The organism is Actinomadura violacea, from assembly GCF_017573465.1.
GTDB classification, from domain to species: Bacteria; Actinomycetota; Actinomycetes; order Streptosporangiales; family Streptosporangiaceae; genus Spirillospora; species Spirillospora violacea.
Genome location: NZ_JAGEPF010000002.1, coordinates 338,480 through 364,841, shown reverse-complemented (window position 1 = coordinate 364,841; position 26,362 = coordinate 338,480). Strand labels below are relative to the sequence as shown.

The window sequence follows — 26,362 nt, the reverse complement described above, 5'->3', positions numbered from 1 at the left end:
GGGGTGGGCGGCCCGCCGCGAGCGTCTTTCTTCGCGGCCGCGGCCCTCAGCCGGCGATGAGCCAGCGGGCGCCGGTCTTGCGGAGGGTGAAGTTCGCCGCGAGGACGCCGCCGGGACGCGCCGGGTCGCCCTTCCATTTCAGGTCCCCGAACGCGACCGTGTACTCGCCGTCGCCGGGGCCGTCGTCGCAGGTCGGGACGGTCACGCCGCGCAGCGCCGCCAGGTCGGCGGGACGCAGCTTCGCGCGGGCGGCGGCGAGCCCGCCGGTCCGGCAGCCGCCCGCGCGCCCGAACGCCGTCCGGTCGTAGGCGGGGGCCAGGAGACCGCACACCTTGGCGTTCCCCGCGGCGACGCCGCGCAGGTACCTGTAGAGCACGAGCCGTGCGGGGAGGCTGTCCTTCGCCGGGGCGGTCATGTCGGCGAGCCGCGAGTCGCCCGGTTCGGGCGTCAGCGGCGGCATCCCCGCCTCCTCCTTCCCGCCGCAGGCGCCGAGACCGACGGTCAGCGCGGGCAGCAGGGACAGAGCGGACAGGAACGGACGAAAGCGCACGGGGACCTCCCGGGGGTGCGAAGGCGGGCCGATCCTCCCAGCCTGCGGGGCCCCGCGTCCATCAATACGACAAGCCGTGACCAACGGGTTGCCCGCCGGCCGGCACCGGCAGCTTCCCGGCCGGCTTCACCGCGCCCGACAGCACCCGCGCGAGCGCGCCGACCGACGTCGCGCCGGAGGAGTACGTCGCGAGCGCCGCGGCGGCGCCGGCGGCGTGGTCGAGGTCGTACGGGCGGCCGAGCGCCGCGACCACGACCGGCTTGGACGCCAGCGCGCGGACCCGTGCGGCCGTGGCCGTCCCGGCGTTCACCGTGGTCAGCACGTGGACGTCGGCGGTGGCCGGGTCGGCCGTCGCGACGCCCTGCGCGCGCAGCGCCTCACCGAGCGCGGCGCTCTGCGGACCGGTGACGCTGACCTTCCTGCCCTTCAGCGGCAGCAGCCCGCGCTCGTTGCGGACGAGCGTGACGGAATGCTCGGCGACGCGCCGCGCGGTGGCCTTCTGCTGCGGCGTGCCGATCTGCGCGGCCGCCTTCGCCGGGTCGGCCGGCGCCGCCTTGAACAGCCCGCGCTTCTGCTTGAGGGCCAGGATCCGGGCGACGGACTCGTCCAGCCGCTTCTGCGTGATCTTCCCCGACTGGACCGCCCCGAGCACCGCGTTGTACGCCTTGGACAGGCTCGGCGGCATCAGCAGCTGGTCGGCGCCCGCGTTGATCGCCCGGACCGGCACCACCGCGTCGCCGTACTTCTCCCGGACGCCCGCCATCTGCAGCGAGTCCGTGGTGATCACGCCCTTGTAGCCGAGCTCGCCGCGCAGCAGCCCGGTCAGCACCGTCTTCGACAGCGTGGACGGATCGCCCGACCTGTCGAGCCCGGGCACCACGATGTGCGCCGTCATGATCATGTCGACGCCGGCGGCGATCGCCGCCTTGAACGGCGGCGCGTCCAGCTTGCGCCACTGCGCCGCCGAATGCGTGATCACCGGCAGGCCGGTGTGGCTGTCGGTCGCGGTGTCGCCGTGCCCGGGGAAGTGCTTGGCCGTCGCGGCGACCCCGGCGCCCTGGTAGCCCGCGATCGCCGCGGTCAGCAGCGGCGACACACGCGCCGGGTCGGAGCCGAACGAGCGCAGACCGATCACCGGGTTGCGCGGGTTCACGTTGACGTCGGCGTCCGGCGCGTAGTCCAGGTTGATCCCGACCGCGCGCAGCTCGGTGCCGGTGACCTGCGCGGCGGCGCGCGCGTCGGCGGTGCTCTGCGTCGCGCCGAGGGCCATGTTGCCGGGGAAGCGGGTGATGAACGGCGTCCGCGACACGATGCCCTGCTCCTCGTCCACGCCGAGCAGCAGCGGGACCTTGGACGCCTTCTGCAGCGCGTTCGACTGCTCCGCCGTCCCGGCGGGCGAGGAGAAGTTCTCCGGGAAGTAGATGAATCCGCCGACGTGGTACTTGCGGACGATCGCCAGCGCGCTCGCGCGGCTGGAGAACGTCGGCACGAACAGCTGCCCGACCTTCTCCCGCGGGCTCATCTTCGCGACGTACCCGGGGATCCACGCGTCCGGGTCCTTCGTCACGGGCGCCTTCTTTCCGGAGGGGCCCGACGTCGCCGACGACCCCTGGTGCGCCCCGGAGCCCGAACCTCCGGCGCATCCCGCCAGCGGCAGCGCGAGCGCGACCGCCGCGGCCAGCGGCAGCCGGGCGGCGCCCCTCAGCAGAGGCCGCCGCCGGGCGGTTCCGGTCGGTCGCGAACGGCTATCCGCGGACATGAATGGCATGCACCTGACCAGGCCCCCCGACGTGGTCGTCTGCTCGCTTCGGACGTCGCGACGTTAACCGCTCGCCGCCGCCCTGTCGACTCGCGGCGCCGGACGGCGGCGACGCTGCGATGGGACGCTGCGATGGGACGCAGCCGATGGCGGTGCATGCCACGTCCGTGGCCGGTGCTCCCATCGGCCACGGCACCGCGCCGGCGGATCATCCGCCACCGTGGTAACAGCCTGATCACGATGGACCCCGGGACCGCAAGCGGAACGGGAATACGGTGGGGTCCATCGTGATGAGCCGGACGGCCGCGTCGCCGTCCTCGGCGGGCTCTCGGCGGGGCGTCCGGCGGGGGTCGGCCACCGGCGGCGCCCGCCCGGCCGGGCGGTTCGCCGGGCGCTCAGCCCGGCAGGGGATGGCCGAGCCGGCGCAGCGCCAGCCCGGCGGCCCCGACGGCGCCGTCGCCCGCACTGCGCGGCGCCTCGGCGAACCGGTCGCGCAGCCCGGTGCGGACGGCCTCGGCGACGGGGCCCTCGCGCAGCACCGAGCCGTGCATGACGACCGGCGCGCAGGGATCGGACAGGGCGGGGCGCACCGCGTCGACGTCGCGCAGCAGCCACTCCGCGGCCTCGTCGGTGATGCGCCGGGCGACCGGGTCGCCGGCGGCCGCGGCGGCGGCGACCACCGGCCCGAGCCGGCCGAGGGCCGCGGGCGGGCGGCCGTACACCTCCTTGATGATGGCCTGTGCGAGCTGCGGGTTCGGCGCCGTCCCGGGCAGCTCCGGATGCCCGCCGAGGCCCGGATGCCCGGGCGGCTCGGGACGTCCGGGACGGCCCGGCGCGGCGCCCAGCGGGCCCGGCGGCCCGGTCGGCCCGCCGCCCGGCTGCGGATACGGGGCCTCGGGGATCAGCACGGCGGTGCCCGTGCCGCCCGCGCCGGCGGGCAGCACCGCCGCCTGGGCCGCCGGGGAGAGGGCGCCCCCCGGCGAGCCCGCACCGGACGCCGGCGGGACCGCGCCCGCCATCGCCAGCGTCCGGGGCCGCGGTCTTCGCCGGGCCGAGTCGATCTCCGCGACCACCGCCGGGCCCAGCAGCGCCCGCGGGATCGAGTCGGTCAGCAGCGTCGGCGAGCCGCGGCCGTCGTAGGCGGCCAGCGCCGCCCGGACCGCCTCCTTGCCGAGCCACACCGCCGAACCCTCGTCCCCCACCAGCCAGCCGTAGCCGTCGGCGCGCTGCACGATCGCGCCGTCGCTGATGACGGCGGCGCCGGCGCCCGTGCCGGAGAACACCACGATGCCCTTCGGCTCGGTGGTGCCGGCGGCGAACGCCACGGCGATGTCGGTCACCACGGCGGGCGAGCCGCGCAGCCCGACGGCCTGCCAGGCCCGGCGCGCCGCGGACACGGCCGCGGGCCGGCCGGCCGAACCGGCTCCGGCGATTCCGAACACGCCGGTGAGGATGTGGGTACGGTCGAGGTCTCCGAGGGCCTCCCGCAGGGCGGCGGTGAGCGCCCCTGCGGTGTCGCCCCCGGAGTTGGGGTTGGCCCCGGGGCCGGTGCCGGAACCGGCCAGGGCGCCCCCGAGCGTCAGCACGACACAGCGGGTCTTCGTGCCACCCGCGTCTATGCCGACCACGTAAGGACCGGCCAAATGGGTCAACACAGGCCGACCGTAGCCTTTTCTACCGTTGACGTGACATCCTGGCAGTAAGAAACTTTCTTCCATGAGGAAACCCATCGGCCCCGAGCCGGGGAGCACGGGGGAGCCCGGAGCGGCACGGGACGAGCCGGCGCGCAAGGACGCGACGCCGCTGAGCACCGTGGTGCGGGTCCGCTCGCTACTGCCCTCGCTGCCCCCCGCCGAGCGACGAGTCGCTCAACGCGTCATCGACGACCCCGAAGGGGTCGCCAACTCCACCATCACCGAACTCGCCCAGACCTGTGGCACCTCCGAGACCACCGTCATCAGGTTCTGCCGCGCGATCGGGTTCCATGGTTATCCAGAGCTCCGACTGACCCTCGCCACCGAGGCGGGACGGGCCCAGAGCGCCAGCGGCGGACGGGTCATCGGCAGCGACATCAGCCCCGACGACTCACTCGAGCAGATCGTGGAGAAGGTGACCTTCGCCGATGCCCGCGCCGTCGAGGAGACCGCCGCGCAGCTCGACATCAAGATGCTCGAGCAGGTCGTCGACGCCGTCGTCAACGCCGACCGCGTCGACGTCTACGGGGTCGGCGCCAGCGCGTTCGTCGCGATGGACTTCCAGCAGAAGCTGCACCGCATCGGACGGTTCTGCTCCGCCTGGGCAGACGCGCACATCATGCTCACCAGCGCCGCCGTGCTCGGCCCCACCAGCGTGGCGGTCGGCATCTCGCACACCGGCGCGACCGTCGAGACCATCGACGCCCTGGAGGTCGCCAAGAGCAACGGCGCCACGACCGTGGCGCTGACCAACTTCCCCAAATCCCCCATAGCGGAGGTGGCCGATCTGATCCTCACGACCGCGGCGCGGGAGACGACCTTCCGCTCCGGCGCCACCGCCAGCCGGCTGGCGCAGCTCACGGTGGTCGACTGCGTCTTCGTCGGAGTGGCGCAGCGCACCTTCGGGCCGACCCGCAAGGCCCTGGAAGCCACGTTCGAGGCGGTCCGCGGCCGGACCGTGCGACCCGACCGGAGGCGTCGGTGATCGATTGCGAGCTCCCCACCGAGGGCCGGAACCCCCGCACCCTCGACGTCGACACGCTGCCGACCCTGGAGGTGCTGCACCTGATCAACACGGAGGACGCGACCGTCCCGATGGTGGTGGCGGGCGTCCTGCCCGAGGTCGCCCGGCTGGTCGACCTCGCCGTCGACTCGCTGCGCGCGGGCGGCCGCGTGCACTACTTCGGCGCCGGCACGTCCGGCCGGCTCGCGGTCATCGACGCCGCCGAGCTGCCGCCGACGTTCGGCATCTGGGGCCGCGTCGTCGCGCACCAGGCCGGCGGCGCCGGCGCGCTGTCGCAGGCGGTCGCCGGCGTCGAGGACGACATGGAGCTCGGCATGCGCGACGCCCGCGAGGTCCGGCCCGGCGACATCGCCATCGGCATCGCCGCCAGCGGCCGCACCCCGTACGTGATCGGCGCGCTGCGCGCCGCCACCGCGGGCGGCGCCCGCACCGCCCTGATCAGCTGCAACCCGCACACGCCCTACGGCGAGGAAGTGGAGGTGCACATCGGCCTGGCCACCGGACCGGAGGTGATCAGCGGCTCCACCCGGATGAAGGCGGGCACCGCGACCAAGCTCGTGCTGAACTCCTTCTCCACCACCCTGATGATCAGGATGGGCCGCACCTACTCCAACCTGATGGTCAGCGTGAACGCGCTGAACTCCAAGCTGCGCGCCCGGCTGGTGCGCATCCTCACCGAGGCCACCGGCATGGACGACCGGACCTGCGAGAACGCGCTCAACGAGGCGGGCGGCAACACCCGGGTCGCCCTGGTCTCGCTGCTCGGCGAAGTACCCGCGGCGCGCGCCACGGTGGTCCTGGAGGAGACCGACGGCGGCGTCCGCGAAGCCCTGCAACGCCTCAGATCCGCCTAACGACGGTGTCCTCGCAACCCCGGCCCAGTGGGTTCGCCCGGCGGCCGTGTTCCCGCGAGCACGGCCCAAGGGCCTCGCCTGGCGGCTGTGTTCCCGCGAGCACAGCCCAAGGGCCTCGCCTAGCGGCTCGGTCCTTGACCGTGCTCGGGCGAGCGCGGCCTCGCTTCGCGAGCTTCCCGGTAGGGCTTGCCTCCGGCATCGCCCCACCGGTCAGATAACGCGCTCGCGCGGCGGCCGAGGTGCGCTGAGACGGGCCTCGCCCGTTTCCGAGCCCGGCGGCGGCCCCCGCCGGCTCGCCGGGGTCCGTGGTCATGTGATCGTCCCCGCACCGATCGCATGACCACGCCCACCCCGCACGGACGCACCCAAGAGGAACCACAAACGCGACACCCCGGCGCCCGCACAGCCGTCGTCCAGGAATCCGCGGAACACCGCGATCTCCCACGGCCCAACCACGCACTCCGGCTCCGGCCCGCCGTTCCACAAGGGGCGGCGGACACCGGAGCCGGTCATCTGAGATCCGGCGATCCGCGGTTCTCAGGTGCGGGTGGAAAGGCGCGGGGTCAGTGCTGCTCGTACTGGCGGAGTTCCTGGCGGGCGACGGTGCGCACGTGCACCTCGTCCGGGCCGTCGAAGATCCGCATCGCGCGGACCCAGGCGTACATCGCGGCCAGCGGCGTGTCGTCGGACACCCCGGCGCCGCCGTGGATCTGGATGGCGCGGTCGAGCACCTCGTGCGTGATGCGGGGCACGATCACCTTGATCGCCGCGATCTCCGAGCGGGCGCCCTTCGCGCCGTGCTGGTCGATCAGCCACGCGGTCTTCAGGGTGAGCAGGCGCGCCTGCTCGATCGCCATCCGCGACTCGGCGATCTGCTGGCGGACGACGCCCTGCTTGGCGAGCGGGCCGCCGAACGCGACCCGGTCCACGGCGCGGCGGCACATCAGCTCCAGCGCCCGCTCCGCCATGCCGAGGGCGCGCATGCAGTGGTGGATCCGGCCCGGCCCGAGCCGCGCCTGCGCGATCATGAACCCGTCGCCCTCGCCGGCGAGCAGGTTCGACACCGGCACCCGGACGTCCTCGAAGAGGATCTCCGAGTGGCCGTGCTGGTCCTGGTAGCCGAAGACCGGCAGGTGCCGGACGACGGTCACGCCCGGCGCGTCCCGCGGGACGAGCACCTGCGACTGCTGCCGGTGCGGCGGCCCGTCCGGGTCCGTCTTGCCCATCACGATGAAGATCTTGCAGCGCTCGTCCGCGGCCCCGGTGATGAACCACTTGCGGCCGTTGATCACGTACTCGTCGCCGTCCCGGACGATCGAGGTGGTGATGTTGGTGGCGTCGGAGGAGGCGACCTCCGGCTCCGTCATCGCGAACGCGCTGCGGATCTCCCCGTCCAGCAGCGGCTTCAGCCACCGGTCCTGCTGCTCGGGGGTCCCGAACATGTGCAGGACCTCCATGTTCCCGGTGTCCGGGGCGGCGCAGTTGACCGCTTCCGGGGCCAGGTCGGGGGAGCGCCCCGTCAGCTCCGCGAGCGTCGCGTACTCCAGGTTCGACAGCCCCGACACGTCCGGCAGGAACAGGTTCCACAGGCCCCGCTCGCGGGCCTCGGCCTTCAGTTCCTGGACGACCGGCGGCAGCGCGTGCGGGTCGTTCTCCGCGCGCCAGGCCGTGTACACCGGCTCCGCCGGGTACACGTGCTCATCCATGAACTCCTGAAGTCTCTCCTGGTAGTCCTGCGCTTTCGGGCTGAGTGCGAAGTCCATGCGGCCAGTTTGGCAGAACGAGATTCGGTCAATGCGGGCGGGATCGCCTACCATCGGCCCGTGCCTGCAGACAAGACGGTCAAAGCCGTGATCACGGACTGGGGCGGCGTCCTCACCTCCCCGCTCAACGACGCCGTCGGCGCCTGGCTGGCCGCCGACGGCATCGACGCCGACCGGTACCGCACCGTCATGCGGGCCTGGGTGAAGCAGGCCTACGACGGCGCGGGCGCCAACCCCATCCACGGCCTCGAGGACGGCTCGCTCGCCCCCGAGGAGTTCGAGCGCCTCCTCGCCGCCGAGCTGCTCACCGTCGACGGCGGCCCCGTCGCGGCCGCGGGCCTCATCTCCCGCATGTTCGGCGCGTTCTCCCCGGTCGAGCCGATGTACGAGGCGCTCCGCGCGGCCCGCGCCGCCGGCGCCCGCACCGCCCTCCTCTCCAACTCCTGGGGCAACGACTACCCCCGCGACCTGTTCGCCGACCTCTTCGACGCCGTCGTGATCTCCTGTGAGGTCGGCATGCGCAAGCCGGACGAGCGGATCTTCCGGCACGCGCTCGGCCTGCTCGGCCTGGACGCCGCCGAATGCGTCTTCATCGACGACATCGAGCACAACATCCGGGCCGCCGAATCCCTCGGCATCCGCGGGATCCACCACACGTCCGCCGACGCCACGATCGCCGAACTGCGCGAGCTGGGCCTCCTCCCGTGACAGACTGACGAATCGTCATGCGCGTCTACCTTGCGTCCACGCTTCCGCTCCTCGCCGCCGTCCATGCCGCGCGCGAGGCCGGCCCCGCGCCCCTCGCCGGGCACGCGGTGACGCCCGCGCTGCGCGAGTGGTACGCGGGCGGCGACCTGGAGGAGCTGGAGTACGCGGCGCTGACCGCGGCCGCCCGGGCCTCGCTGCGGCTGCTCGCCGCCGATCCGTCCGCGCCGCGCCGCCGCGTCGTCCTCGCCGCCGAGATCCCCGACGCATCCGTCCGCTGGGCCCGCGGCGACGCCGCCATCGACGGCGACGACCGCTCGCTCGTCGAGATCACCGCGCCCGTCCCGTGGAAGCGGCTGGCCTCCGGCCACGTCGACGACGACGGCGCCGCCGCGGACATCGCCGCCGCGGTCGAGGCCCTCCCCGCCGCCGAGGCCGGCGACGACGACGCCCTCTTCACCGTCGACGGTGCCGAAGGCCACGAACTCCTCTGGTACGCCACCCAGGAACTCCAGCACCTCCTCTGACCCCGCCTCGGCCTGTCTCGGCGGGCCGGTGGGGGGATGGGCTCGGGGGGATGTATCCGTGGCGTGGGGGCGGGTAGGGGGTGGCTTGTCGACAGGGTCGTCGGACTTGCGGGGAGCCACCAGATGGACGCCGTCACCACCGTTCCGGTACCGGTGAACGAGCCGGTCAAGGGCTATGCGCCGGGCAGCGCCGAGCGGACGGCGCTGGAGGCGAGGATCAAGGAGCTCGGCGGCGCGGAGACCGAGCTGACGATGACGATCGGCGGGGAGCGGCGGATGGGCGCCGGCACCCCGATCGACGTGGTGGAGCCGCACGACCGCGGTCATGTCCTCGGACGGATGGGGAACGCCACGGACGCCGACGTCGCCGAGGCGGTCGCGGCGGCCAGGGAGGCCGCGCCCGGCTGGCGGGCGATGGCGCCGGACGACCGGGCCGCGATCTTCCTGCGGGCCGCCGAGCTGCTGGCGGGACCGTGGCGGTCGACGCTGAACGCGGCGACGATCCTCGGCCAGTCCAAGTCGGTGCAGCAGGCGGAGATCGACTCGGCGTGCGAGCTGATCGACTTCCTGCGGTTCAACGTCGCGTACGCGCGGCTGATCCAGGAGATCCAGCCGAACTCCTCGCCCGGCGTCTGGAACCGGATGGAGTACCGGCCGCTCGAGGGGTTCGTCCTCGCGATCACGCCGTTCAACTTCAGCGCGATCGCGGGGAACCTGCCGACCTCGCCCGCGCTGATGGGCAACGTCGTGGTGTGGAAGCCGTCGCCGACCCAGCAGCTCGCCGCGCACCACACGATGCGGCTCCTGGAGGCGGCCGGCCTGCCGCCCGGGGTGATCAACATGGTCACCGGGGACGGGCGGGCCGTCTCGGAGGTCGCGCTGGCCAGCCCCGAGCTGGCGGGGCTGCACTTCACCGGCTCGCCGCCCACGTTCCAGGCGCTGTGGCGGACGATCGGGGACAACATCGCCCGGTACCGCGGCTACCCGCGGATCGTCGGCGAGACCGGCGGCAAGGACTTCGTGATCGCGCACCCGTCCGCGGACCCGGCGGTGCTGAAGACCGTGCTGGTGCGGGGCGCGTTCGAGTACCAGGGGCAGAAGTGCTCGGCGGCGTCGCGCGCCTACATCCCGCGTTCCGTCTGGGACGGCATGCGCGACGACTTCTGCGCCGAGGTCGAGGGCCTCACCATGGGCAACGTGGCGCATGACCTGTCGCTCTTCATGGGCGCCGTGATCGACGACCGCGCCTTCGCCAAGCACCGGCGCGCGATCGAGCGGGCGCGCGGCGTCGACACCATGCGGATCCTCGTGGGCGGCGAGGTGGACGACTCGGTCGGCTACTTCGTCCGGCCCACGGTGCTGGAGTCGTCGGACCCGACCGACGAGATCTTCACCACCGAGTACTTCGGGCCGATCCTCGGCGTGCACGTCTACGACGACCATGACTACGACTCCGTTCTCGCACAGATGGAGGGCGCCTCCGAATACGGGCTGACCGGTGCGATCGTCGCGCGGGACCGGGCGGCCATCGCGGCCGCGACGGAGGCCCTGCGGTTCGCGGCCGGCAACTTCTACATCAACGACAAGCCGACCGGCGCCGTGGTCGGCCAGCAGCCCTTCGGCGGGGCCCGCGCGTCCGGCACCAACGACAAGGCCGGATCGGTGTTCAACCTGACCCGCTGGACGAACGTCCGCGCGATCAAGGAGACCTTCGTCCCGCCGACCGACCACCGCTACCCCCACATGGGGCCCTGACCGCCGCCGCGGCGCGGTTGCGGACACCGGCCGGGAGGCCCGACGATTAGTCCGCCTCGCCGTCCGGCGGGGCGGGCCGGTGCCGGGAGCGCGCCCGCCGACGCCCTTCGAGCCGCGCATGGGAACGGGATGTCGACGCTGAACCGGCTGGTGCTGTGGAACATCGATCAGACCCTGGTCGACGTCGGGCGGGTCACCCGGGACGCGTACGCGGAGGCGTTCCAGCGCACCGTCGGGCGGCCCCTCGTGCGGCTCGCGCCCACCCCGGGCCGCACCGAGTCCGAGATCGTCTTCGAGACGCTGGCCTTCAACGACGTCGTCACCACCGACGACCATCTGCCCTCCTTCGTCGCCGCGCTGACCGAGGCGTTCGCGAACCGGCGCGCCGACCTGCGGGTGCACGGCCGGGTGCTGGCCGGCGCCCGCGAGGCCGTCGAGGCGCTGGCGCATGTGCCGGGTGTCGTGCAGTCGGTGCTCACGGGCTCGGTGCGTCCGAACGCCGTGCTGAAGGTGACCGAGCTCGGCCTCGCCGGCCGCCTCGACCTGGACGCCGGCGGCTACGAGGACGGCGTCTACAGCAAGGCCGCGCTGCTGGAGCTCGCCCGCACCCGCGCGGGCGAGCGGCACGGCGCCCGCTATCCCGAGTCGGCCACCGTGTACATCGCGGACTCGCCCCGCGACGTGCAGGCCGCTCACATCGCCGGGTCGCCGATCATCGGCGTCGCCACCGGAAGCGCCACCGAGGCCGAACTGCGCTCCGCCGGCGCCGACCGCGTCCTCGCGACCCTCGCCGACACCGATGCCGTGGTGAGCGCCGTCGCCGAGCTGACCCGCATCTGACCTCCCGCCCGCCGTCCGTGATCGCGGCACCGCCGTCGCGCTCCTTCGCCATGCCCAGCCCCTTCCTTTCCGGATCGGCCACCAGTCTCGGCGCCTCCCGCGGGCACCGGAAGTGGAATCGCGTTCTGTGGAAAACCCCGGTGTGTGGCGGGCGGGGATGGCCGGCCGCCGCGATGTGTGGCCGCCGCGGATTGCCCGCCGCACGCCACTGACCTGCGATGGGACGCGGACACAACGGCAGCGCGCGCATGATCGGCGGAAGTTGCGCGGGCCGGGCGGCGAGGCCGATATTGGGAGGGTCGCGCACCGCGGCGCGGCGGGGAGGGAGAGCGATGTCGCGTGATCACGAGGTCTCCGAGGGAGCGGCGCTGTGGCGGCCGTCGGAGGAGGTCGTCGCGAACGCGCGGGTGACCCGCTTCGTCCACTGGCTGTGGGACCGGGGCGTGAACGCCGAGACCTACGACGACCTCTGGCGCTGGTCGGTCACCGAGGTGGACGCGTTCTGGGACGCGATCTGGACCTACTTCGACGTGGTGGGGGAGCGCGGCGACGGCCCGGTCCGCGAGGGCGGGCCCATGCCGGTGGACGGACTGCGCTGGTTCCCCGGCGCCACCCTGAACTACGCCGCGAACGCGCTGCGCCGCGCCGAGGAGACGCCGGAGGAGACGGCGGTGGTGTTCCGCTCGGAGGCCGGCGGCCACCGGGTGCTGTCCTACCGCGAGCTGTTCCTGCACGTCGCGGAGGTGCGGGCGGGCCTCGCCGGCCTGGGCGTCGGCAAGGGCGACCGGGTCGTCGCCTACATCCCGAACATCCCCGAGGCGCTGATCTGCTTCCTGGCGACGGCGTCGCTGGGCGCGGTGTGGTCGTCGTGCTCGCCGGACTTCGGGTCGTCCTCCGTGGTCGACCGTTTCGCGCAGATCGAGCCGAAGGTTCTGATCGCGGTGGACGGCTACGCCTACAACGGCAAGACGTTCGACCGGCGGGAGATCGTCGGTGAGATCGAGGCGGCGCTGCCGACGCTGGCCGCGACGGTCCTCATCCCGTACCTGGACCCGGCCGCCACGCCGGACGGACTGCGCGTGGGCATGCACTACGGCGACCTGCCGCGCACCGACCACGACACCATCGAGTTCGAGGACGTCCCGTTCGACCACCCGCTGTGGGTGGTGTACTCCTCCGGCACGACGGGCCTGCCCAAGCCGATCGTCCACGGGCACGGCGGGGTCGTCCTGGAGCACCTCAAGGCCCTGTCCTTCCACCAGGATCTAGGCCCGAGCGATGTGTTCTTCTGGTTCACCACCACCGGCTGGATGATGTGGAACTACCTCATCGGCGGCCTGCTGGTGGGGTCCACCATCGTCATGTACGACGGTGCACCGCTCGACCTGTGGAAGCTGGCCGCCGAGAACGGTGTCACCTACATGGGAGTGGGCGCGCCCTACATCACCGCGTCCGCCAAGGACGGACGCCACCCCGGACGCGAGTTCGACCTGTCGGGTCTGCGCGGCATCGGGTCCACCGGTTCGCCGCTGCCGCCCGAAGGCTTCTCGTGGGTGTACGAGGAGGTCGGCGCGGACCTGCTGCTCGGGTCCCTGTCCGGCGGCACCGACCTGTGCACCGGTTTCGTCGGGCCGTCGCCGCTGCTGCCCGTGCGCGCGGGCGTCATCCAGTGCCGTGGCCTGGGCGCGAAGGTCGAGGCCTACGGCGACGACGGGAAGCCGGTCGTCGGCGAGGTCGGCGAGCTGGTCATCACCGAGCCGATGCCGTCCATGCCGGTGTTCTTCTGGAACGACGAGAAGGGCGAGCGGTACCGCGAGTCCTACTTCGACATGTACCCGGGCGTGTGGCGGCACGGCGACTGGATCAAGATCCTCCCCGACGGCGGCAGCGTCATCTACGGGCGGTCCGACTCCACCCTCAACCGCGGCGGCGTCCGCATGGGGACCTCGGACTTCTACCGGGTCGTCGAGGCGTTCGACGAGATCACCGACAGCCTCGTCATCGACACCGGGCGGCTCGGGCAGGAGGGGCGGCTGCTGCTGTACGTGCAGCTCGCCGAGGGCGCGGACCTCACCGACGACCTGGCGGCCCGGCTGAAGCGCGAGATCCGCTCGGCGCTGTCGCCGCGGCACGTCCCGGACGAGATCACCGCCGTCCCCGGCATCCCGCGGACGCTGTCGGGCAAGAAGCTGGAGGTCCCGGTCCGCAAGATCCTCCAGGGCACGCCGGTCGACCAGGCCGCCAACCGCGGCGCCATGGCCAACCCGGAGGTCCTCTCCCACTTCACCCCCTAGCGCCGCCGCTCGCCGGCGCCCCGCGCGAACTTGCGCGAACCCGCGCGAAGCCCCGCGCGACACGTGTTCCCACGGTGTCGCGCGGGGCTTGAGGGGCATTAAGGTGGTCGCTCGGCCCAAATGCGGTTGTTCAGGGGCGGTGGGCCGGATCGCGCCGTAAGGTCGCATGGCCGGGTGAACTTCCCGACGGCCTCGCGCGTCCCACTGTCGGAGCGCTGGTCTGCGAGAATTCGACCCGTGGTCCGTTCGGCCCGTCGACGAGAGAGGGACGGTTCCACGCATGGAGGTTGGGGCGCTGCGGTCCGGAGACCCGGAGCGGCTGGGTCGCTACGCCCTGGTCGGCCGGGTGGGCGAGGGCGGGCAGGGCGCGGTGTTCCTCGGCACCGACGAGGACGGCCGGCAGGTCGCGATCAAGCTGCTGCACGCCGAGCTGACCTCCGACGACAAGGCCCGCGCGCGGTTCCTGCGCGAGCTCGAGGTGGCCAAGCAGGTCGCGCCGTTCTGCACCGCGCAGGTGCTGGACGCCGACGCCGACGGCGACCGCCCCTACATCGTCAGCGAGTACGTCCCGGGCCCGTCGCTGAACCAGCTGGTCACGCAGGACGGCCCGGTGCGCGGCGCCGCGCTGGACCGGCTCGCGGTCGGCACCGCGACCGCGCTGTCCGCGATCCACCAGGCGAAGATCATCCACCGCGACTTCAAGCCGCACAACGTGCTGATCGGCCCGGACGGCCCGCGCGTCATCGACTTCGGCGTGGCCCGCGCGATCAGCGGCGGCACCACGCTGACCAGCCGCGTGATCGGCACCCCGTCCTACATGGCGCCCGAGCAGATCAGCGGCGACGAGGTCGGCACCGCGGCGGACGTGTTCTGCTGGGCGGCGACGCTGGTGTTCGCCGCGACCGGGGAGCCGCCGTTCGGGCAGGACACGATCCCGGCCGTCATCAACCGGATCCTGCACGAGGAGCCGGAGCTCGGCGACCTGAGCGGACCGCTGCACGACCTGGTGGTCGACTGCCTGGAGAAGGACCCGGCGCGCCGCCCCGCCGCCCGGCAGGTGCTGATGCGGCTGCTCGGGCACGAGGAGGCGCCCGCCCCGGTGGCCCCGGCGGGCAACACCGACGAGACGGCGATGCTCGCGGCCGGTTCGGTGCTGGCCGCGGAGATCGGCGACGACGGTTTCGAGCCCGCCGCGGACCAGGAGCAGGCCGCCTTCGCCGCCACGGACCCGTCCGGCGACGGCGCCGACCCGTCCGGCACCGCGCCCGCGCGGCTGCCGACGCCCGCGGAGTGGGCCGCCGAGAACGCCGCCGACACCCTGCCGCGCGACCGCGCCGCGGCGGGCGGGGGCGCCGCCGCGGCGCTGCGCCGCTCGCTCGCCGGGTCGAGCCGCTCGGCCGTGCTCGCCGGCGCCGCCGCGCTGTTCGTCGCGATGGTCGTGGTGTCCGCGGTGCTCGTGCTCGGCGGCGGCGACGAGGGCAAGGCGGGCAAGAAGGTCGGCGACCGCGACCAGGGCGCGGTGCCCTCCAGCCAGGTGCCGGAGATGACCGGGCCGTCGAGGCACGCGCCGGCGCACCCGACCCCCGGCACCTCCTACGACCCGACGCCGACGACGACCGGGTCAGCGCCGGAGAGCCCCTTCCCGTCCGACTCGCCGACGACGACGCCGTCCACCCCGGACGACCCGACGCCGACGCACACCACGCACAGCCCGGACCCGTCCACGACCCCCACGACCGGGCCGAGCGACCCCACCACGCCCACGGGCCCGCCGGCCGGCAGCCCGCCCGCCCAGGGCACCGGCACCGACACCGGCTCCAACTGACCCACGGCCCCGGCCCCGGCCCCGGCTCGGCCTGACCCGCCGTCCCGGCCCCAGGCCGGGCTCCGCCTGACCCGCGGCCCCCGGCCCCAGACCCAACTTCAGCCTGACCCGCCGTCCGGGCATCGGACCCAGCTTCAGCCTGACCCGCGGACCCGGCCCCGGACCCGGACTCGAACCCGGACCCGGCTTCACCCGCGGGCCCGGTGCCGGGCGCGGCTCCGGCTTACTCGCAGGCGCCGCACCGGCCCGGCCCGGGGCTTACCCGCGGGCGTGGCGCACCGGCGCGACTCCGGCAGCCCCCGGGCTCGGCTCTGCTCGTCCCTTTAGTCCGGCCTTGCGGCGGTTCCGGTGGGGGCCGCAGGGGCGTTATTCGACGCCCTCTTCCCTTGGCTCGGCCCGTCGCCGTGACCGGTGTCCGGCAGGCCCCCGCGCGCCGCCGGGCGGGCGTGAAACGGAGGGTGGCCCCGAGTTCGACGATCTTGGAGCGAGGGCCCCGCGCGGCCTGGCAGGGTGGGAAAAGCCACGGTGACCTCGCGGGCCGGCCGGTCGGCTTTGTGGGGTTTCCCTGGTTTACTGGCGCAAGTGAGCGTCGCCACAACGAGGTGGCGAAGTTTCTCTAGGGAGTGTTGTTGGTGATGGGCGGCAGGCTCGATCAGGCGAAGGACGATCTGCTCCGGAGGGCGGCGGAGACATGCGCCCAGCGGCCGGGGGCGCGTTCGGCGGGGGACGTCGAGGAGTCCGCCGCCTACCTCCGGCTCTACTACCGGCACGTGGCCTCGGAGGATCTGCTCAGCCGCGATCCCGCCGACATCTTCGGCCCCGCGATGGCGCACCGGGCGCTCGGCGACGAGCGGCCGCAGGGCCGCGCGAAGGTGCGGGTGTTCACCCCGACCGTCGAGGAGTACGGCTGGGACCCCGGCCACACGGTCGTGCAGGTCGTCACCGACGACATGCCGTTCCTGGTCGACTCGGTCACGATGGAGCTGACCCGGCACCAGCTCGCCACCCACCTGATCGTGCACCCGCTGCTCGGGGTGGACCGCGACGTCGCGGGGCACCTGCGGGCGTTCCGCGGCAAGCACGACAGCCCGTCCGACATCGACGAGTCGTGGATCCACATCGAGGTGGACCGTACCAGCGACCGCGCGATGCTGGACCGGCTGGAGAAGGACCTGATCCGCGTCCTGCAGGACGTGCGGGTCGCGGTGGAGGACGAGCCGAAGATGCGGGCGCGCGCGGTGGAGATCGCCGCGTCGATCCGGGACGCGGCGCCGCCGCTGCCGGACAAGGAGCTCGCCGAGGGCGTGGAGCTGCTGGAGTGGCTCGCCGACGGGCACTTCACCTTCCTCGGCTACCGCGACTACTCGCTCGTCGACGACGGGCGGACCGCGGCCGGCGCGGTCGAGGACCACAGCAGGCTCGGCCTGCGTCCCGAGCCCGGCACCGGGCTCGGCATCCTGCGCAACGACAAGCGTGAGTCCGACAGCTTCGCGGCGCTGCCGCCGGAGGTGCGGGAGAAGGCCACCGAGAAGCGGCTGCTGATCCTGACGAAGGCGAACTCGCGCTCCACCGTCCACCGCGGCCTGTACCTGGACTACATCGGCGTCAAGAAGTTCGACGAGAGCGGCGAGGTCGTCGGCGAGCGCCGCTTCCTCGGCCTGTTCACGCACGTCGCCTACAGCGAGTCGATCGCGCACGTCCCCGTGCTGAAGCGCAAGCTCGACGAGGTGCTGGAGCGCGCCGGGTTCACCGCCGACAGCTACGACGGCCAGGACCTCATCGAGATCCTGGAGAGCTACCCGCGCGACGAGCTGTTCCAGATCTCCGTCGACGACCTGCTGAACATCTCGCTGGGCGTGCTGCGGCTGCGCGAGCGCCGCCAGCTGAAGCTGTTCCTGCGCAAGGACCTGTACGGCCGGTTCATGTCGTGCATGGTCTACCTGCCGCGGGACCGCTACACCACCAAGATCCGGCTGCGCATCCAGGAGATCCTGCGCCGCGCGTTCGAGGGCGTCAGCGTCGACTACAGCGCGAACGTGACCGAGTCGCTGCTGGCCAGGCTGCACGTCGTGGTGCGCGGCGAGCGGGGCCGCCCCCTGCCCGATGTGGACATCGAGGGCCTGGAGGACCGGCTCGCCGCCGCGACCCGCTCCTGGGAGGACGACCTCGCCGACGCGATCGTCGAGCAGTGCGGCGAGGAGCGGTCCGGGACGCTGGCCCGCCGGTACGGCGACGCGTTCCCCGACGGCTACAAGGCCGACTTCCCGGCCCGCACCGCGGTCGCCGACCTGCGCTTCGTCGACGGTCTCACCGACGAGGACGACACCTCCATCAACCTGTACGAGCCGTTCAGCGCCGAGCCCGGCGAGCGGCGGCTGAAGATCTACCGGCGCGGCGAGCCGATCTCGCTGTCGCGGGTGCTGCCGCTGCTGCAGAACATGGGCGTCGAGGTCATCGACGAGCGGCCGTACGAGGTCAACACCTCCGACGGGCAGCGGTACTGGATCTACGACCTGGGCCTGCGGTACGAGCCGCCGGGGGACGTCCCGGAGGAGGCCATCAAGGGCCTGTTCCAGGACGCGTTCACCGCGCTGTGGCAGGGCCGGATCGAGAACGACGGGTTCAACGCGCTCGTCCTGCACGTCGGGCTGAACTGGTGGCAGGCGATGATCCTGCGCGCCTACGCCCTGTACCTGCGGCAGACCGGGACGACGTTCTCCAAGCGGTACATCGAGCAGGTGCTGCTGCGCAATGCCGCGATCACCCGGCTGCTGGTGCGGCTGTGGGAGAGCCGCCTCGACCCGGCGCTGGCGGGCGGCGAGGAGGAGCGCAGCCTCGCCATCATCGAGGAGCTGCACGGGATGCTCGACGAGGTCGCGAGCCTCGACGAGGACCGCATCCTGCGCGCCTACCTGGCGCTCGTCCAGGCGACGCTGCGGACGAACCACTACCAGGGCAAGCCGTACCTGGCGATGAAGTTCGACCCGGAGGGCATCCCGGACCTGCCGCAGCCGCGCCCCACCTACGAGGTCTTCGTGTACTCGCCGAAGGTGGAGGGCGTGCACCTGCGGTTCGGGTCCGTCGCGCGCGGCGGGCTGCGCTGGTCGGACCGCCGCGAGGACTTCCGCACCGAGATCCTCGGCCTGGTGAAGGCGCAGGCGGTGAAGAACACCGTCATCGTCCCGGCGGGCGCGAAGGGCGGCTTCGTCGGCAAGCAGCTGCCCGACCCGTCGGCCGACCGCGAGGCGTGGCTGCAGGCCGGCATCGCCTGCTACAAGGACTTCATCTCCGGCCTCCTCGACGTCACCGACAACCTGGTGGACGGCAAGGTCGTGCCGCCGCCGAACGTGGTCCGCCACGACGGCGACGACACCTACCTGGTGGTCGCCGCCGACAAGGGCACCGCGACGTTCTCCGACATCGCCAACGGCGTCGCCGCCGAGTACGGGTTCTGGCTCGGCGACGCGTTCGCGTCCGGCGGGTCCGTCGGCTACGACCACAAGGCGATGGGCATCACCGCGCGCGGCGCGTGGGAGTCGGTGAAGTACCACTTCCGGTCGCTGGGCAAGGACGTCCAGCGGGAGGACTTCACCGTCGTCGGTGTCGGCGACATGTCCGGCGACGTGTTCGGCAACGGGATGCTGCTGTCGGAGCACATCAAGCTGGTCTGCGCGTTCGACCACCGGCACGTCTTCCTCGACCCCGACCCCGACCCGGCGGTCTCGTTCGCCGAACGGCGCCGGATGTTCGAGCTGCCGCGCAGCAGCTGGGCCGACTACGACACCTCGCTGATCTCCAAGGGCGGCGGCGTGCACCCCCGCACCGCCAAGTCGATCCGGATCACCCCGCAGGTGCGGGCGGCGCTCGGCATCGACGAGTCGGTCAAGGCGATGGCGCCGTACCAGCTGATCAACGCGGCGCTGAAGGCGCCCGTCGACCTGCTGTGGAACGGCGGCATCGGCACCTACGTCAAGGCGGCGGCGGAGAACAACGCCGACGTCGGCGACAAGGCCAACGACCTGCTGCGGGTGAACGGCGAGGAGCTGCGCTGCAAGGTCGTCGGCGAGGGCGGCAACCTCGGCATGACCCAGCTCGGCCGGATCGAGTACGCGCGCACCGGCGGCCTGGTGAACACCGACTTCATCGACAACTCCGCCGGCGTCGACACCTCCGACCACGAGGTCAACATCAAGATCCTGCTCGACCAGGTCGTGCGGGACGGCGAGCTGACCCGCAAGCAGCGCGACACGCTGCTGTACGAGATGACCGACGAGGTCGCGCGGCTGGTGCTGCCGGACAACTACTCGCAGAACGTCGTGCTGGCCGCGTCGCGGGCGCAGGCGCCGGCGATGCTGCACGTCCACGCCCGGTACATGCGCAAGCTGGAGCGCGACGGGCGGCTGAAGCGGCGCCTGGAGTTCCTGCCGGACGACAAGGCCATCGCGGAGCGGCGCCAGTCCGGGCTCGGGCTGTTCAGCCCCGAGTTCTCGGTGCTGCTCGCCTACTCCAAGCTGACCCTGGACCACGAGATCGTGGCCTCGGACCTGCCCGACGACCCCTACCTGGAGTCGTGGCTGGTCGACTACTTCCCGACGCCGCTGCGCGAGCGGTTCCAGCCGTACATGGACCGGCACCCGCTGCGCCGCGAGATCATCACCACCGCGGTGGTGAACGACCTGGTCAACAACAGCGGCACCACGTTCGTGTTCCGGATGAACGAGGAGACGGGGGCGTCGTCGTCGGACATCGCCCGCGCCTACCTGGTGGCCCGCGAGGTGTTCCAGATGCCGCGGTTCTGGCGGTCGGTGGAGCGGCTGTCGCACCAGGTCGCCGAGTCCACGCAGATCGCGATGCTGCTGGAGGCGCGCAAGCTGACCGAGCGCGGCGCCCGCTGGCTGCTGCACAACCGGCGGCCCCCGTTCGACATCCGGGAGACGATCGACTTCTTCGGCGCCGGCGCGACCGCGCTCACCTCGCAGCTGCCGAAGCTGCTCGTCGGCCTGGACCTGCAGGCGTTCGAGCAGCGCCGGGACGGCTTCGCCGAGCGGGGCGTGCCGGACGAGCTGGCCGAGCAGTGCGCGATGCTCGTCACCGCGTACTCGACGTTCGACCTGGTCGGGATCGCGCACGAGTCGGGCCGTCCGGTGGAGGAGGTCGCCGAGGTGTACTTCGACCTCGCCGACCGGCTGCAGCTGGCCCAGCTGCGCGACCGGGTCGTGGCGCTGCCGCGCGACGACCGGTGGCGTTCGATGGCGCGTTCGGCGCTGCGCGACGACCTGTACGCCGCGCATGCCGCGCTCACCCGCGACGTGCTGGTGACCAGCGAGCCCGGCGGGCGTCCGGAGGAGCGGATGGCGCACTGGGCGGAGAAGAACAAGACCGCGGTGCAGCGCGCCCAGCAGACGCTCAGCGAGATCTGGGAGAGCGACAGCTTCGACCTGGCGACCTTGTCGGTCGCGCTAGGCTCCGTCCGCACGCTGGTGACGGCCAGCTCCCTCCCGTCGACGGAGGCCTGATCGGACGGACACATGGGGCGGGGGCCACCCTTATCGCGACGCCGATAAGGGTGGCCCCCGCTCCATGTCGTTCGCGGGCCGCCCCGGGCCAGGGCTGCTGAGCTGCTCTCTTTCGCCCGGAGCTCGGTCGTTGTTCAGCGGGCGCCGGTGAGGGAGACGGACTCGCCCAGGACGCGGCCCTTGCCGGACGGCGGCGCGTACCCGATGGCGAGCCACTGCCATGACGCGTGGACGGTCCCGCCCGGTTTCCGGCCGTCCTTGGCGAGGAAGTCGCGGACCTCGGCGGGCAGGGCGTCCTCCGTGCCGCCGGTGAGCGTCGCGTCCTGCGTCAGCCCGTACCAGATGAGGGAGCCGCCGTCGCTGGTGCGCAGCGCGTAGGACGGGCCCGGGCCCGGTCTGAACCGGCCGGGCGTCACCTTCCAGCCGCCCTGCTCGGCCTTGCGGGCGTTCGCGGAGAACGCGTCCGGGATCAGCCCGCCGGTGTCGCCTTTGCCCAGGTAGGCGGCGTGCGCGGCGGGCAGGCCCCGGTCGGGCGCGGGGATCGCGTAGCCCTCGGCGTCGTAGGTGAGGTCGGGCGCGTCGCCCCGGAACGTGAGCCAGTGCGCGGCCCGCCAGGCGTCCTTCGCGGTCGTCTTCACGAACACGCCGAGGACCTGCTGGTCCTTGCCGTCCGAGCGTTCCAGCGCCGCCACCCCGAACCACTTCGGGTACGACGGGCGGCGCGGCACGTACAGCACCGGGTTCGCCAGGGAGATCGTCGCGGACTCCGGCAGCCGGCCGTAGGTGTGGACGCGGGCGGTGACGGGCGCGGCGAGGGCGCCGGTCACGGTGTCGCGCCAGAGCCGCTCGTCCCCGGACGTGATGGCCTTGTTGTGCCGGTCCGTCCAGTCGCGCAGCACCTTGAGGGACTCGTCCGCGCCGACCGCCGGGGACCCGGTGGGCGCGGCCTCGGCGGTCCCGCCGTCCGCGCCGCCGCCGGAGCAGGCCCCGGTCAGAGCGGTGGCGCCGACCATGGCCACGGCGAGGACGATGCGGGGCGCTCGGCGCACTTCCCACCTCGGCGGACGGAATGTCGACTATGTCGCGCCAGTGTAGAAGAACGCAGGCCCGTCGGATGCCGGGACCGTCCCACTGCAGCGGTCGAGAAGAGCGGGACGGCCCGGCACCCGACGGAGATCAGGAGCCGTGGGCGGCGATCGCCTTGCGGTACATGCCGGTGACCGTGGCGCGGCCCTTGGGCGGAACGGTGGCCAGGTACTGCACCAGGACGGTGGTGTCCATGCGCGTCCGGGCGGACGCCGCCGGGGCCAGTCCGGTGAGATCACCGCTCACAGCCAGCCTGCCCCGTTTCGCGGCGGAATACGCCTCGTTCTGCTTGACGACGTACCAGACCAGCGCCCCGCGGTCCTTGGTGCGCAGCGCGTACACCGCGTACGGCGCGGCCGCGAACGTCGAGGACAGCGTCACGCCCCGCTTCGCGAGCGTCTGCTCGCCCTGCTTCAGGGCGTCGTAGGTCTCGCTGGTCTTCGGGCCCTTCGCCAGGGCGGACGCCCCGGGCGCCGACGGGCCGCCGGACAGCAGCGCGGCGTGCATCGCTGCGAGCCTCGCGGGCGCGACGGGCAGCCCCTTGTCGCCGGTGTCGACCGGGGTGGCGTAGCCGTCCGGGTCGAGCGCCACCTTGCTCAGCGCCGCGTCCGCCGGGTACGGGTCGGCCGCCAGCAGCCACGGCGCACCCGCCTTGGCCTGCGTGAACAGTAGCGCGTGCCGGAGCGTCTGCTTGCCCTTGCCGGTGATCGCGTCGGCGGCGAACCAGTGCGGGTACCCGTGCAGGCGCGGGATGTAGTACACGGTGTGCGTGAACTTCATCGCCGGCGGCTTCTGGCCGATGACACGGCGCAGCTTCAGCGCGGCCTCGTCCATGGACAGCTGCGGGTCGGCCTCGATGCCGGGAAGGGCCTTGCCGTCCAGCCGCCGGCCCGCCTGGTTCACGGCGGTGGTGTAGGCGGCCAGCACCTGCCCGGCCTGCTGCTTGGACAGCGCGGGCGGGCTCACCCCGGCGGAGGAGGTGTTGTCGTTGCAGCCCGCCGCGGCCAGCGCGGCGCCCGCCAGCAGGCAGGCCGGCAGAGCCGTGGACATGGCGGTGCGTCGTGCGGGCATGCGGCCCCCCGTGGTGGAGTCGGCGATCCGGTCCACGGAAGATAATCGCAGAGTGACCGTACAGTCACTCACCGAATGCGGAAACTCGCATGCCGACCTCACCCGGAGAGCAGGCGCGACCGCGCGGAAACCGCGCGGGCCGGGGTCAGGCGGAGGTCTCCTGCTGGCGCATCCAGCGGATCTCGGCCTCGATGAACTCGTCGATGTCGCCGTCCAGCACCCCGGTCGGGTTGCCGACCTCGACGCCGGTGCGCAGGTCCTTGACGATCTGGTACGGGTGCAGCACGTAGTTGCGGATCTGCGTGCCCCAGCTGCTGGTGCCCTCACCGCGCAGCGCGGACATCTTCTCCGCCTCCTCCTGCCGCTTGCGCTCCAGCAGCTTGGCCTGCAGCACGTTCATCGCCGTGGCCTTGTTCTGCAGCTGGCTGCGCTCGTTCTGGCAGGACACCACGATCCCGGTCGGGATGTGGGTGATCCGCACCGCCGAGTCGGTCGTGTTGACGCCCTGGCCGCCCGGCCCGGACGACCGGTACACGTCGACCCGCAGCTCGCTCTCGTCGATGTCGACGTGGTCGCTCTGCTCCACCACCGGCACGACGTCCAGCCCAGCGAACGAGGTCTGCCGCCGGGCCGCGTTGTCGAACGGGGAGATCCGCACCAGCCGGTGCGTGCCGTGCTCCCCGCGCAGCGTCCCGTACGCGTAGGGCGCCTTCACGGTGAACGTCGTCGACTTGATCCCCGCCTCTTCGGCGAAGGACGTCTCGTAGATCTCCGTCGGGTAGCCGTGCCGCTCCGCCCAGCGCAGGTACATCCGCTGCAGCTGCTGCGCCCAGTCGGCCGCGTCCACCCCGCCGGCCTGCGCGTTGATGGTGACCAGCGCCTCACGGGCGTCGTACTCGCCCGACATGAGCGTGCGCACCTCGAGCTGCTGGACGGCCTTGTGCAGCGACGCCAGCTCCTCGTCGGCCTCCGCGCGCGTGTCGGCGTCGTCCATCTCGGCGGCCATCTCGTAGAGGGTGGCGGCGTCGTCCAGCCGCTGCCGCAGCCCCTCGACGCGGCCGAGCTCGCTCTCCAGGTACGACAGCCGGCGCGTCACCGACTGGGCGCGCTCCTGGTCGTTCCACAGATCGGGGTCGGCCGACTGCTCGCGCAGCTCGGCGATGTCACGCCGCATGCCGTCGAGGTCCAGCACCTGCTCGATGCCCGCGAGGGTCGAGCCGAGCTCCTTGAGCTGCTCTTCCGGTTCGATGCCTGCCACGCTTCGAGCTTATCGCCGTGCGGGCAGTGCCCGGACGCCCGCGCACCCCGCGCTGATGGCAGAATCACGGGCCGAAGGCAGGGTCGGGAAACGGCCCGGCGAGGCGTCGGTGCCGGGGGGCGGTAGTTGCGAAGGATCGCGCGGGCGGTGGCGGCCGCCGTGCTGCTGGTGCCGCCGCTCATGGCCGCGGGCTGCGCCGGCGGCGCCAAGCCGCAGGCGCGCCCCACCCCCAGCATGCCGTCGACCACCCCGCCGCAGCCGGTGCCGCTGACCCTCGACGTCGCCCGCAAGGCGTTCCAGACCTACATCACCGACGAGGACGTGGCGCGTGCCGCCGCCGACGAGCGGCTGGCGCTGACCTGGACGTCCGACGGGCAGTCCCTCCTCACCGCCGCCGAGTTCCGCAAGGCCGCCTTCGACGGCGACCCGGTGCGCCGCTTCTCCTATGGCAAGCCGAAGCTGTACGTGCCGAAGCTGAAGGCCGACGCATACCCGCAGTGGTTCGTCGCGTCCGTGGACCGGTCCGTGCCGGGCGAGAAGAAGAGCAAGCAGAGCGCGCTGATGGCGTTCATCCTGCGCAGCCCGGCCGACGACTGGCACCTCACCCTTGCGACGCGGCTCTCGCCCAAGGCGCAACTGCCGAAGATCCAGCTGGACGCGAACGGCTATGCGGAGCCGTTGGGCGCGGACGACTCGAAAATCCTGATCAGGCCCCGTGACGTCGGCGGGATACAGGCGACCATGGCCGCCGAGGGCTCCGCCAGCGTCGCCGCCAAGGTGATGGAGACCGGTCCGCTCACGTCCGGCTACTACCAGCAGACCAAGCGCGCCAAGAAGAAGGCCAAGGAACAGGACGTCACCCTCACCATCGTCTACACGGCCACGCCTTATCCCTACTTCGGGCTGCGGACGAAGACCGGTGGAGGGCTGATCCTGTACTCGCTGTTCCGCAACAACGCGCTCATCGGCCCGGGGAACGGCGCACCGAAGCCGGAGATCCCGAAGGAAGCGGAGCACCTGCTGGACGGCACCGTCGAGGGTGACGAGATCGACACCACGGCGACGTTCCAGTTCGCCGCCTACGATCCGCCGCGCTCCAAGAGCGGCAAGCCGCAGCCCAAGGCCGAGCTGGTGGCGGACGGCGGCGCGGTCTCCAAGGCCGCCACCCCGCCCATCAAGAAGCCCTGACACTCAAGAGGCCCTGATTAAGAGGTCTTCGTCACGGGGGCGTTCCGCGTGCCCCCGCGGGACGGTCCGTCAGCCGTAGACGCGCTGCAGGACGAGGGCGGCGAACAGCAGGGCCACAAGGACGGCCAGCACCACCGCGGGCGGGACGGAAGGGCCGTGGTGGTGCAGCTCCGCGCGCGCGGCGCGGCAGGTGGGGCAGCGTCCCTCGACCACCGGATTCGAGCACTGAGCGCAGATCAGATGTTCGCAGCTCATGTCGTGGGCCCCAATCTCCGTGAACGGTACGTGGCTCCGTGCGGGGATGACGTCGATCGTCGACCGATTAGGTATCTTTCACCATCATCCAGCGTAGCCGGACTGTATGGTCGTTCCGGCAAGTCCGGGAGCTTGACGGCATGAAACGGCCGGACGTCGGGAGACGGTACATGACACAGCACGGACAGGTCGGGGCCCCGCGGGGCGCCGTCCGCGCCGTCGTCCCGTCCGCGCGCGACACGCCGTTGAACGCGGCGGGCCCCGGGCGTTCCCACCCCACGGAGCGGGACGAGGTAGTTGACTGTCCCCTCTACACTGCTCGAAGGTTCCACGGCCCCCCTGGTCGCGGAGCCGGGCGGCGCAGGTCGCAGCACGCGGACGGCCAGTCCGCGGCCGGC

General features: G+C 72.7%; 18 protein-coding genes. 10 read left to right on the top strand and 8 right to left on the bottom strand.

From position 1 onward, the window contains the following. Positions 1-46: 46 nt before the first annotated feature. The 3 genes from J4709_RS04005 to J4709_RS03995 form a co-directional block, all read right to left on the bottom strand. The gene (locus J4709_RS04005) at positions 47-550 is read right to left on the bottom strand and encodes a hypothetical protein (protein WP_208236970.1); all 504 of its coding nucleotides are present in this window, start codon (positions 548-550) and stop codon (positions 47-49) included. 61 nt (positions 551-611) lie between these two features. Further along, positions 612-2,117: a glycoside hydrolase family 3 protein gene (locus J4709_RS04000; protein ID WP_307800933.1), complete on the bottom strand. Its 1,506-nt coding sequence runs from the start codon at positions 2,115-2,117 to the stop codon at positions 612-614. Positions 2,118-2,704: 587 nt separating this feature from the next. Continuing rightward, complete coding sequence (locus J4709_RS03995) at positions 2,705-3,964, bottom strand: N-acetylglucosamine kinase (protein WP_307800932.1); 1,260 nt, start codon at positions 3,962-3,964, stop codon at positions 2,705-2,707. 61 nt (positions 3,965-4,025) lie between these two features. On the opposite strand from J4709_RS03995, the gene J4709_RS03990 reads away from it, so the two are divergent. Both J4709_RS03990 and J4709_RS03985 read left to right on the top strand, forming a co-directional pair. Beyond that, on the top strand, positions 4,026-4,988 hold the full coding sequence (locus J4709_RS03990) for a MurR/RpiR family transcriptional regulator (RefSeq protein ID WP_232382901.1): 963 nt from the start codon (positions 4,026-4,028) through the stop codon (positions 4,986-4,988). Continuing rightward, positions 4,985-5,881, top strand: a complete 897-nt coding sequence (locus J4709_RS03985; protein ID WP_208236967.1) for an N-acetylmuramic acid 6-phosphate etherase — start codon at positions 4,985-4,987, stop codon at positions 5,879-5,881. Before J4709_RS03990 ends, J4709_RS03985 begins: the two co-directional genes overlap by 4 nt. Before the next feature lie 563 nt (positions 5,882-6,444). Here J4709_RS03985 and J4709_RS03980 read toward each other — a convergent pair. Further along, positions 6,445-7,644 carry an acyl-CoA dehydrogenase family protein gene (locus J4709_RS03980; RefSeq protein ID WP_208236965.1) on the bottom strand — a complete coding sequence of 400 codons (1,200 nt, stop codon included), beginning with the start codon at positions 7,642-7,644 and terminating at the stop codon, positions 6,445-6,447. Positions 7,645-7,704: 60 nt separating this feature from the next. Between J4709_RS03980 and J4709_RS03975 the strand changes: the two genes are divergently transcribed. The 7 genes from J4709_RS03975 to J4709_RS03945 all read left to right on the top strand — a co-directional run bounded on the left by J4709_RS03975 (position 7,705) and on the right by J4709_RS03945 (position 21,106). After that, entirely contained in the window at positions 7,705-8,352 is a 648-nt protein-coding gene (locus J4709_RS03975) for an HAD family hydrolase (RefSeq protein WP_307800931.1), read from the top strand. A 17-nt stretch (positions 8,353-8,369) separates the two neighbouring features. Continuing rightward, positions 8,370-8,876 (top strand): DUF6912 family protein, encoded by a 507-nt coding sequence (locus J4709_RS03970; protein ID WP_173098842.1) that lies wholly within the window; start codon positions 8,370-8,372, stop codon positions 8,874-8,876. A 123-nt stretch (positions 8,877-8,999) separates the two neighbouring features. Continuing rightward, positions 9,000-10,631, top strand: coding sequence for an L-glutamate gamma-semialdehyde dehydrogenase (pruA, locus tag J4709_RS03965; protein WP_208236955.1), 1,632 nt, complete (start codon positions 9,000-9,002; stop codon positions 10,629-10,631). A gap of 129 nt (positions 10,632-10,760) precedes the next feature. Beyond that, positions 10,761-11,471: an HAD family hydrolase gene (locus J4709_RS03960; protein WP_208236953.1), complete on the top strand. Its 711-nt coding sequence runs from the start codon at positions 10,761-10,763 to the stop codon at positions 11,469-11,471. Positions 11,472-11,803: 332 nt separating this feature from the next. Continuing rightward, positions 11,804-13,765 carry an acetoacetate--CoA ligase gene (locus tag J4709_RS03955; protein ID WP_208236951.1) on the top strand — a complete coding sequence of 654 codons (1,962 nt, stop codon included), beginning with the start codon at positions 11,804-11,806 and terminating at the stop codon, positions 13,763-13,765. A 280-nt stretch (positions 13,766-14,045) separates the two neighbouring features. Beyond that, a complete protein-coding gene (locus J4709_RS03950; protein WP_208236949.1) occupies positions 14,046-15,590 on the top strand; it encodes a serine/threonine-protein kinase in 1,545 nt (514 codons plus the stop codon). Between the two features lie 635 nt (positions 15,591-16,225). Further along, the gene (locus J4709_RS03945; RefSeq protein ID WP_208236940.1) at positions 16,226-21,106 is read left to right on the top strand and encodes an NAD-glutamate dehydrogenase; all 4,881 of its coding nucleotides are present in this window, start codon (positions 16,226-16,228) and stop codon (positions 21,104-21,106) included. 134 nt (positions 21,107-21,240) lie between these two features. Here the strand turns inward: J4709_RS03945 and J4709_RS03940 are convergent, their stop codons facing one another. The 3 genes from J4709_RS03940 to prfB form a co-directional block, all read right to left on the bottom strand. Next, complete coding sequence (locus J4709_RS03940; protein WP_208236938.1) at positions 21,241-22,155, bottom strand: DUF8094 domain-containing protein; 915 nt, start codon at positions 22,153-22,155, stop codon at positions 21,241-21,243. Positions 22,156-22,282: 127 nt separating this feature from the next. Continuing rightward, positions 22,283-23,263: a DUF8094 domain-containing protein gene (locus J4709_RS03935; protein ID WP_208236935.1), complete on the bottom strand. Its 981-nt coding sequence runs from the start codon at positions 23,261-23,263 to the stop codon at positions 22,283-22,285. A 145-nt stretch (positions 23,264-23,408) separates the two neighbouring features. Beyond that, positions 23,409-24,521 carry a peptide chain release factor 2 gene (prfB, locus tag J4709_RS03930; protein ID WP_208236933.1) on the bottom strand — a complete coding sequence of 371 codons (1,113 nt, stop codon included), beginning with the start codon at positions 24,519-24,521 and terminating at the stop codon, positions 23,409-23,411. Between the two features lie 147 nt (positions 24,522-24,668). Between prfB and J4709_RS03925 the strand changes: the two genes are divergently transcribed. Beyond that, a complete protein-coding gene (locus tag J4709_RS03925) occupies positions 24,669-25,709 on the top strand; it encodes a DUF8094 domain-containing protein (RefSeq protein WP_307800930.1) in 1,041 nt (346 codons plus the stop codon). 69 nt (positions 25,710-25,778) lie between these two features. Here J4709_RS03925 and J4709_RS03920 read toward each other — a convergent pair whose 3' ends face one another. After that, entirely contained in the window at positions 25,779-25,964 is a 186-nt protein-coding gene (locus J4709_RS03920) for a hypothetical protein (RefSeq protein WP_208236930.1), read from the bottom strand. Between the last annotated feature and the right edge of the window lie 398 nt (positions 25,965-26,362).

Bases quoted from the DNA above. Each gene is read 5' to 3' on its own strand.
- J4709_RS03960 (WP_208236953.1), top strand. From the start codon at position 10,761: ATGTCGACGCTGAACCGGCTGGTGCTGTGGAACATCGATCAGACCCTG.
- J4709_RS03990 (WP_232382901.1), top strand. From the start codon at position 4,026: ATGAGGAAACCCATCGGCCCCGAGCCGGGGAGCACGGGGGAGCCCGGA.
- J4709_RS03950 (WP_208236949.1), top strand. From the start codon at position 14,046: ATGGAGGTTGGGGCGCTGCGGTCCGGAGACCCGGAGCGGCTGGGTCGC.
- J4709_RS03920 (WP_208236930.1), bottom strand. From the start codon at position 25,964: ATGAGCTGCGAACATCTGATCTGCGCTCAGTGCTCGAATCCGGTGGTC.
- J4709_RS03970 (WP_173098842.1), top strand. From the start codon at position 8,370: ATGCGCGTCTACCTTGCGTCCACGCTTCCGCTCCTCGCCGCCGTCCAT.
- pruA (WP_208236955.1), top strand. From the start codon at position 9,000: ATGGACGCCGTCACCACCGTTCCGGTACCGGTGAACGAGCCGGTCAAG.
- J4709_RS03955 (WP_208236951.1), top strand. From the start codon at position 11,804: ATGTCGCGTGATCACGAGGTCTCCGAGGGAGCGGCGCTGTGGCGGCCG.
- J4709_RS03945 (WP_208236940.1), top strand. From the start codon at position 16,226: ATGGGCGGCAGGCTCGATCAGGCGAAGGACGATCTGCTCCGGAGGGCG.
- J4709_RS03935 (WP_208236935.1), bottom strand. From the start codon at position 23,263: ATGCCCGCACGACGCACCGCCATGTCCACGGCTCTGCCGGCCTGCCTG.
- J4709_RS03980 (WP_208236965.1), bottom strand. From the start codon at position 7,644: ATGGACTTCGCACTCAGCCCGAAAGCGCAGGACTACCAGGAGAGACTT.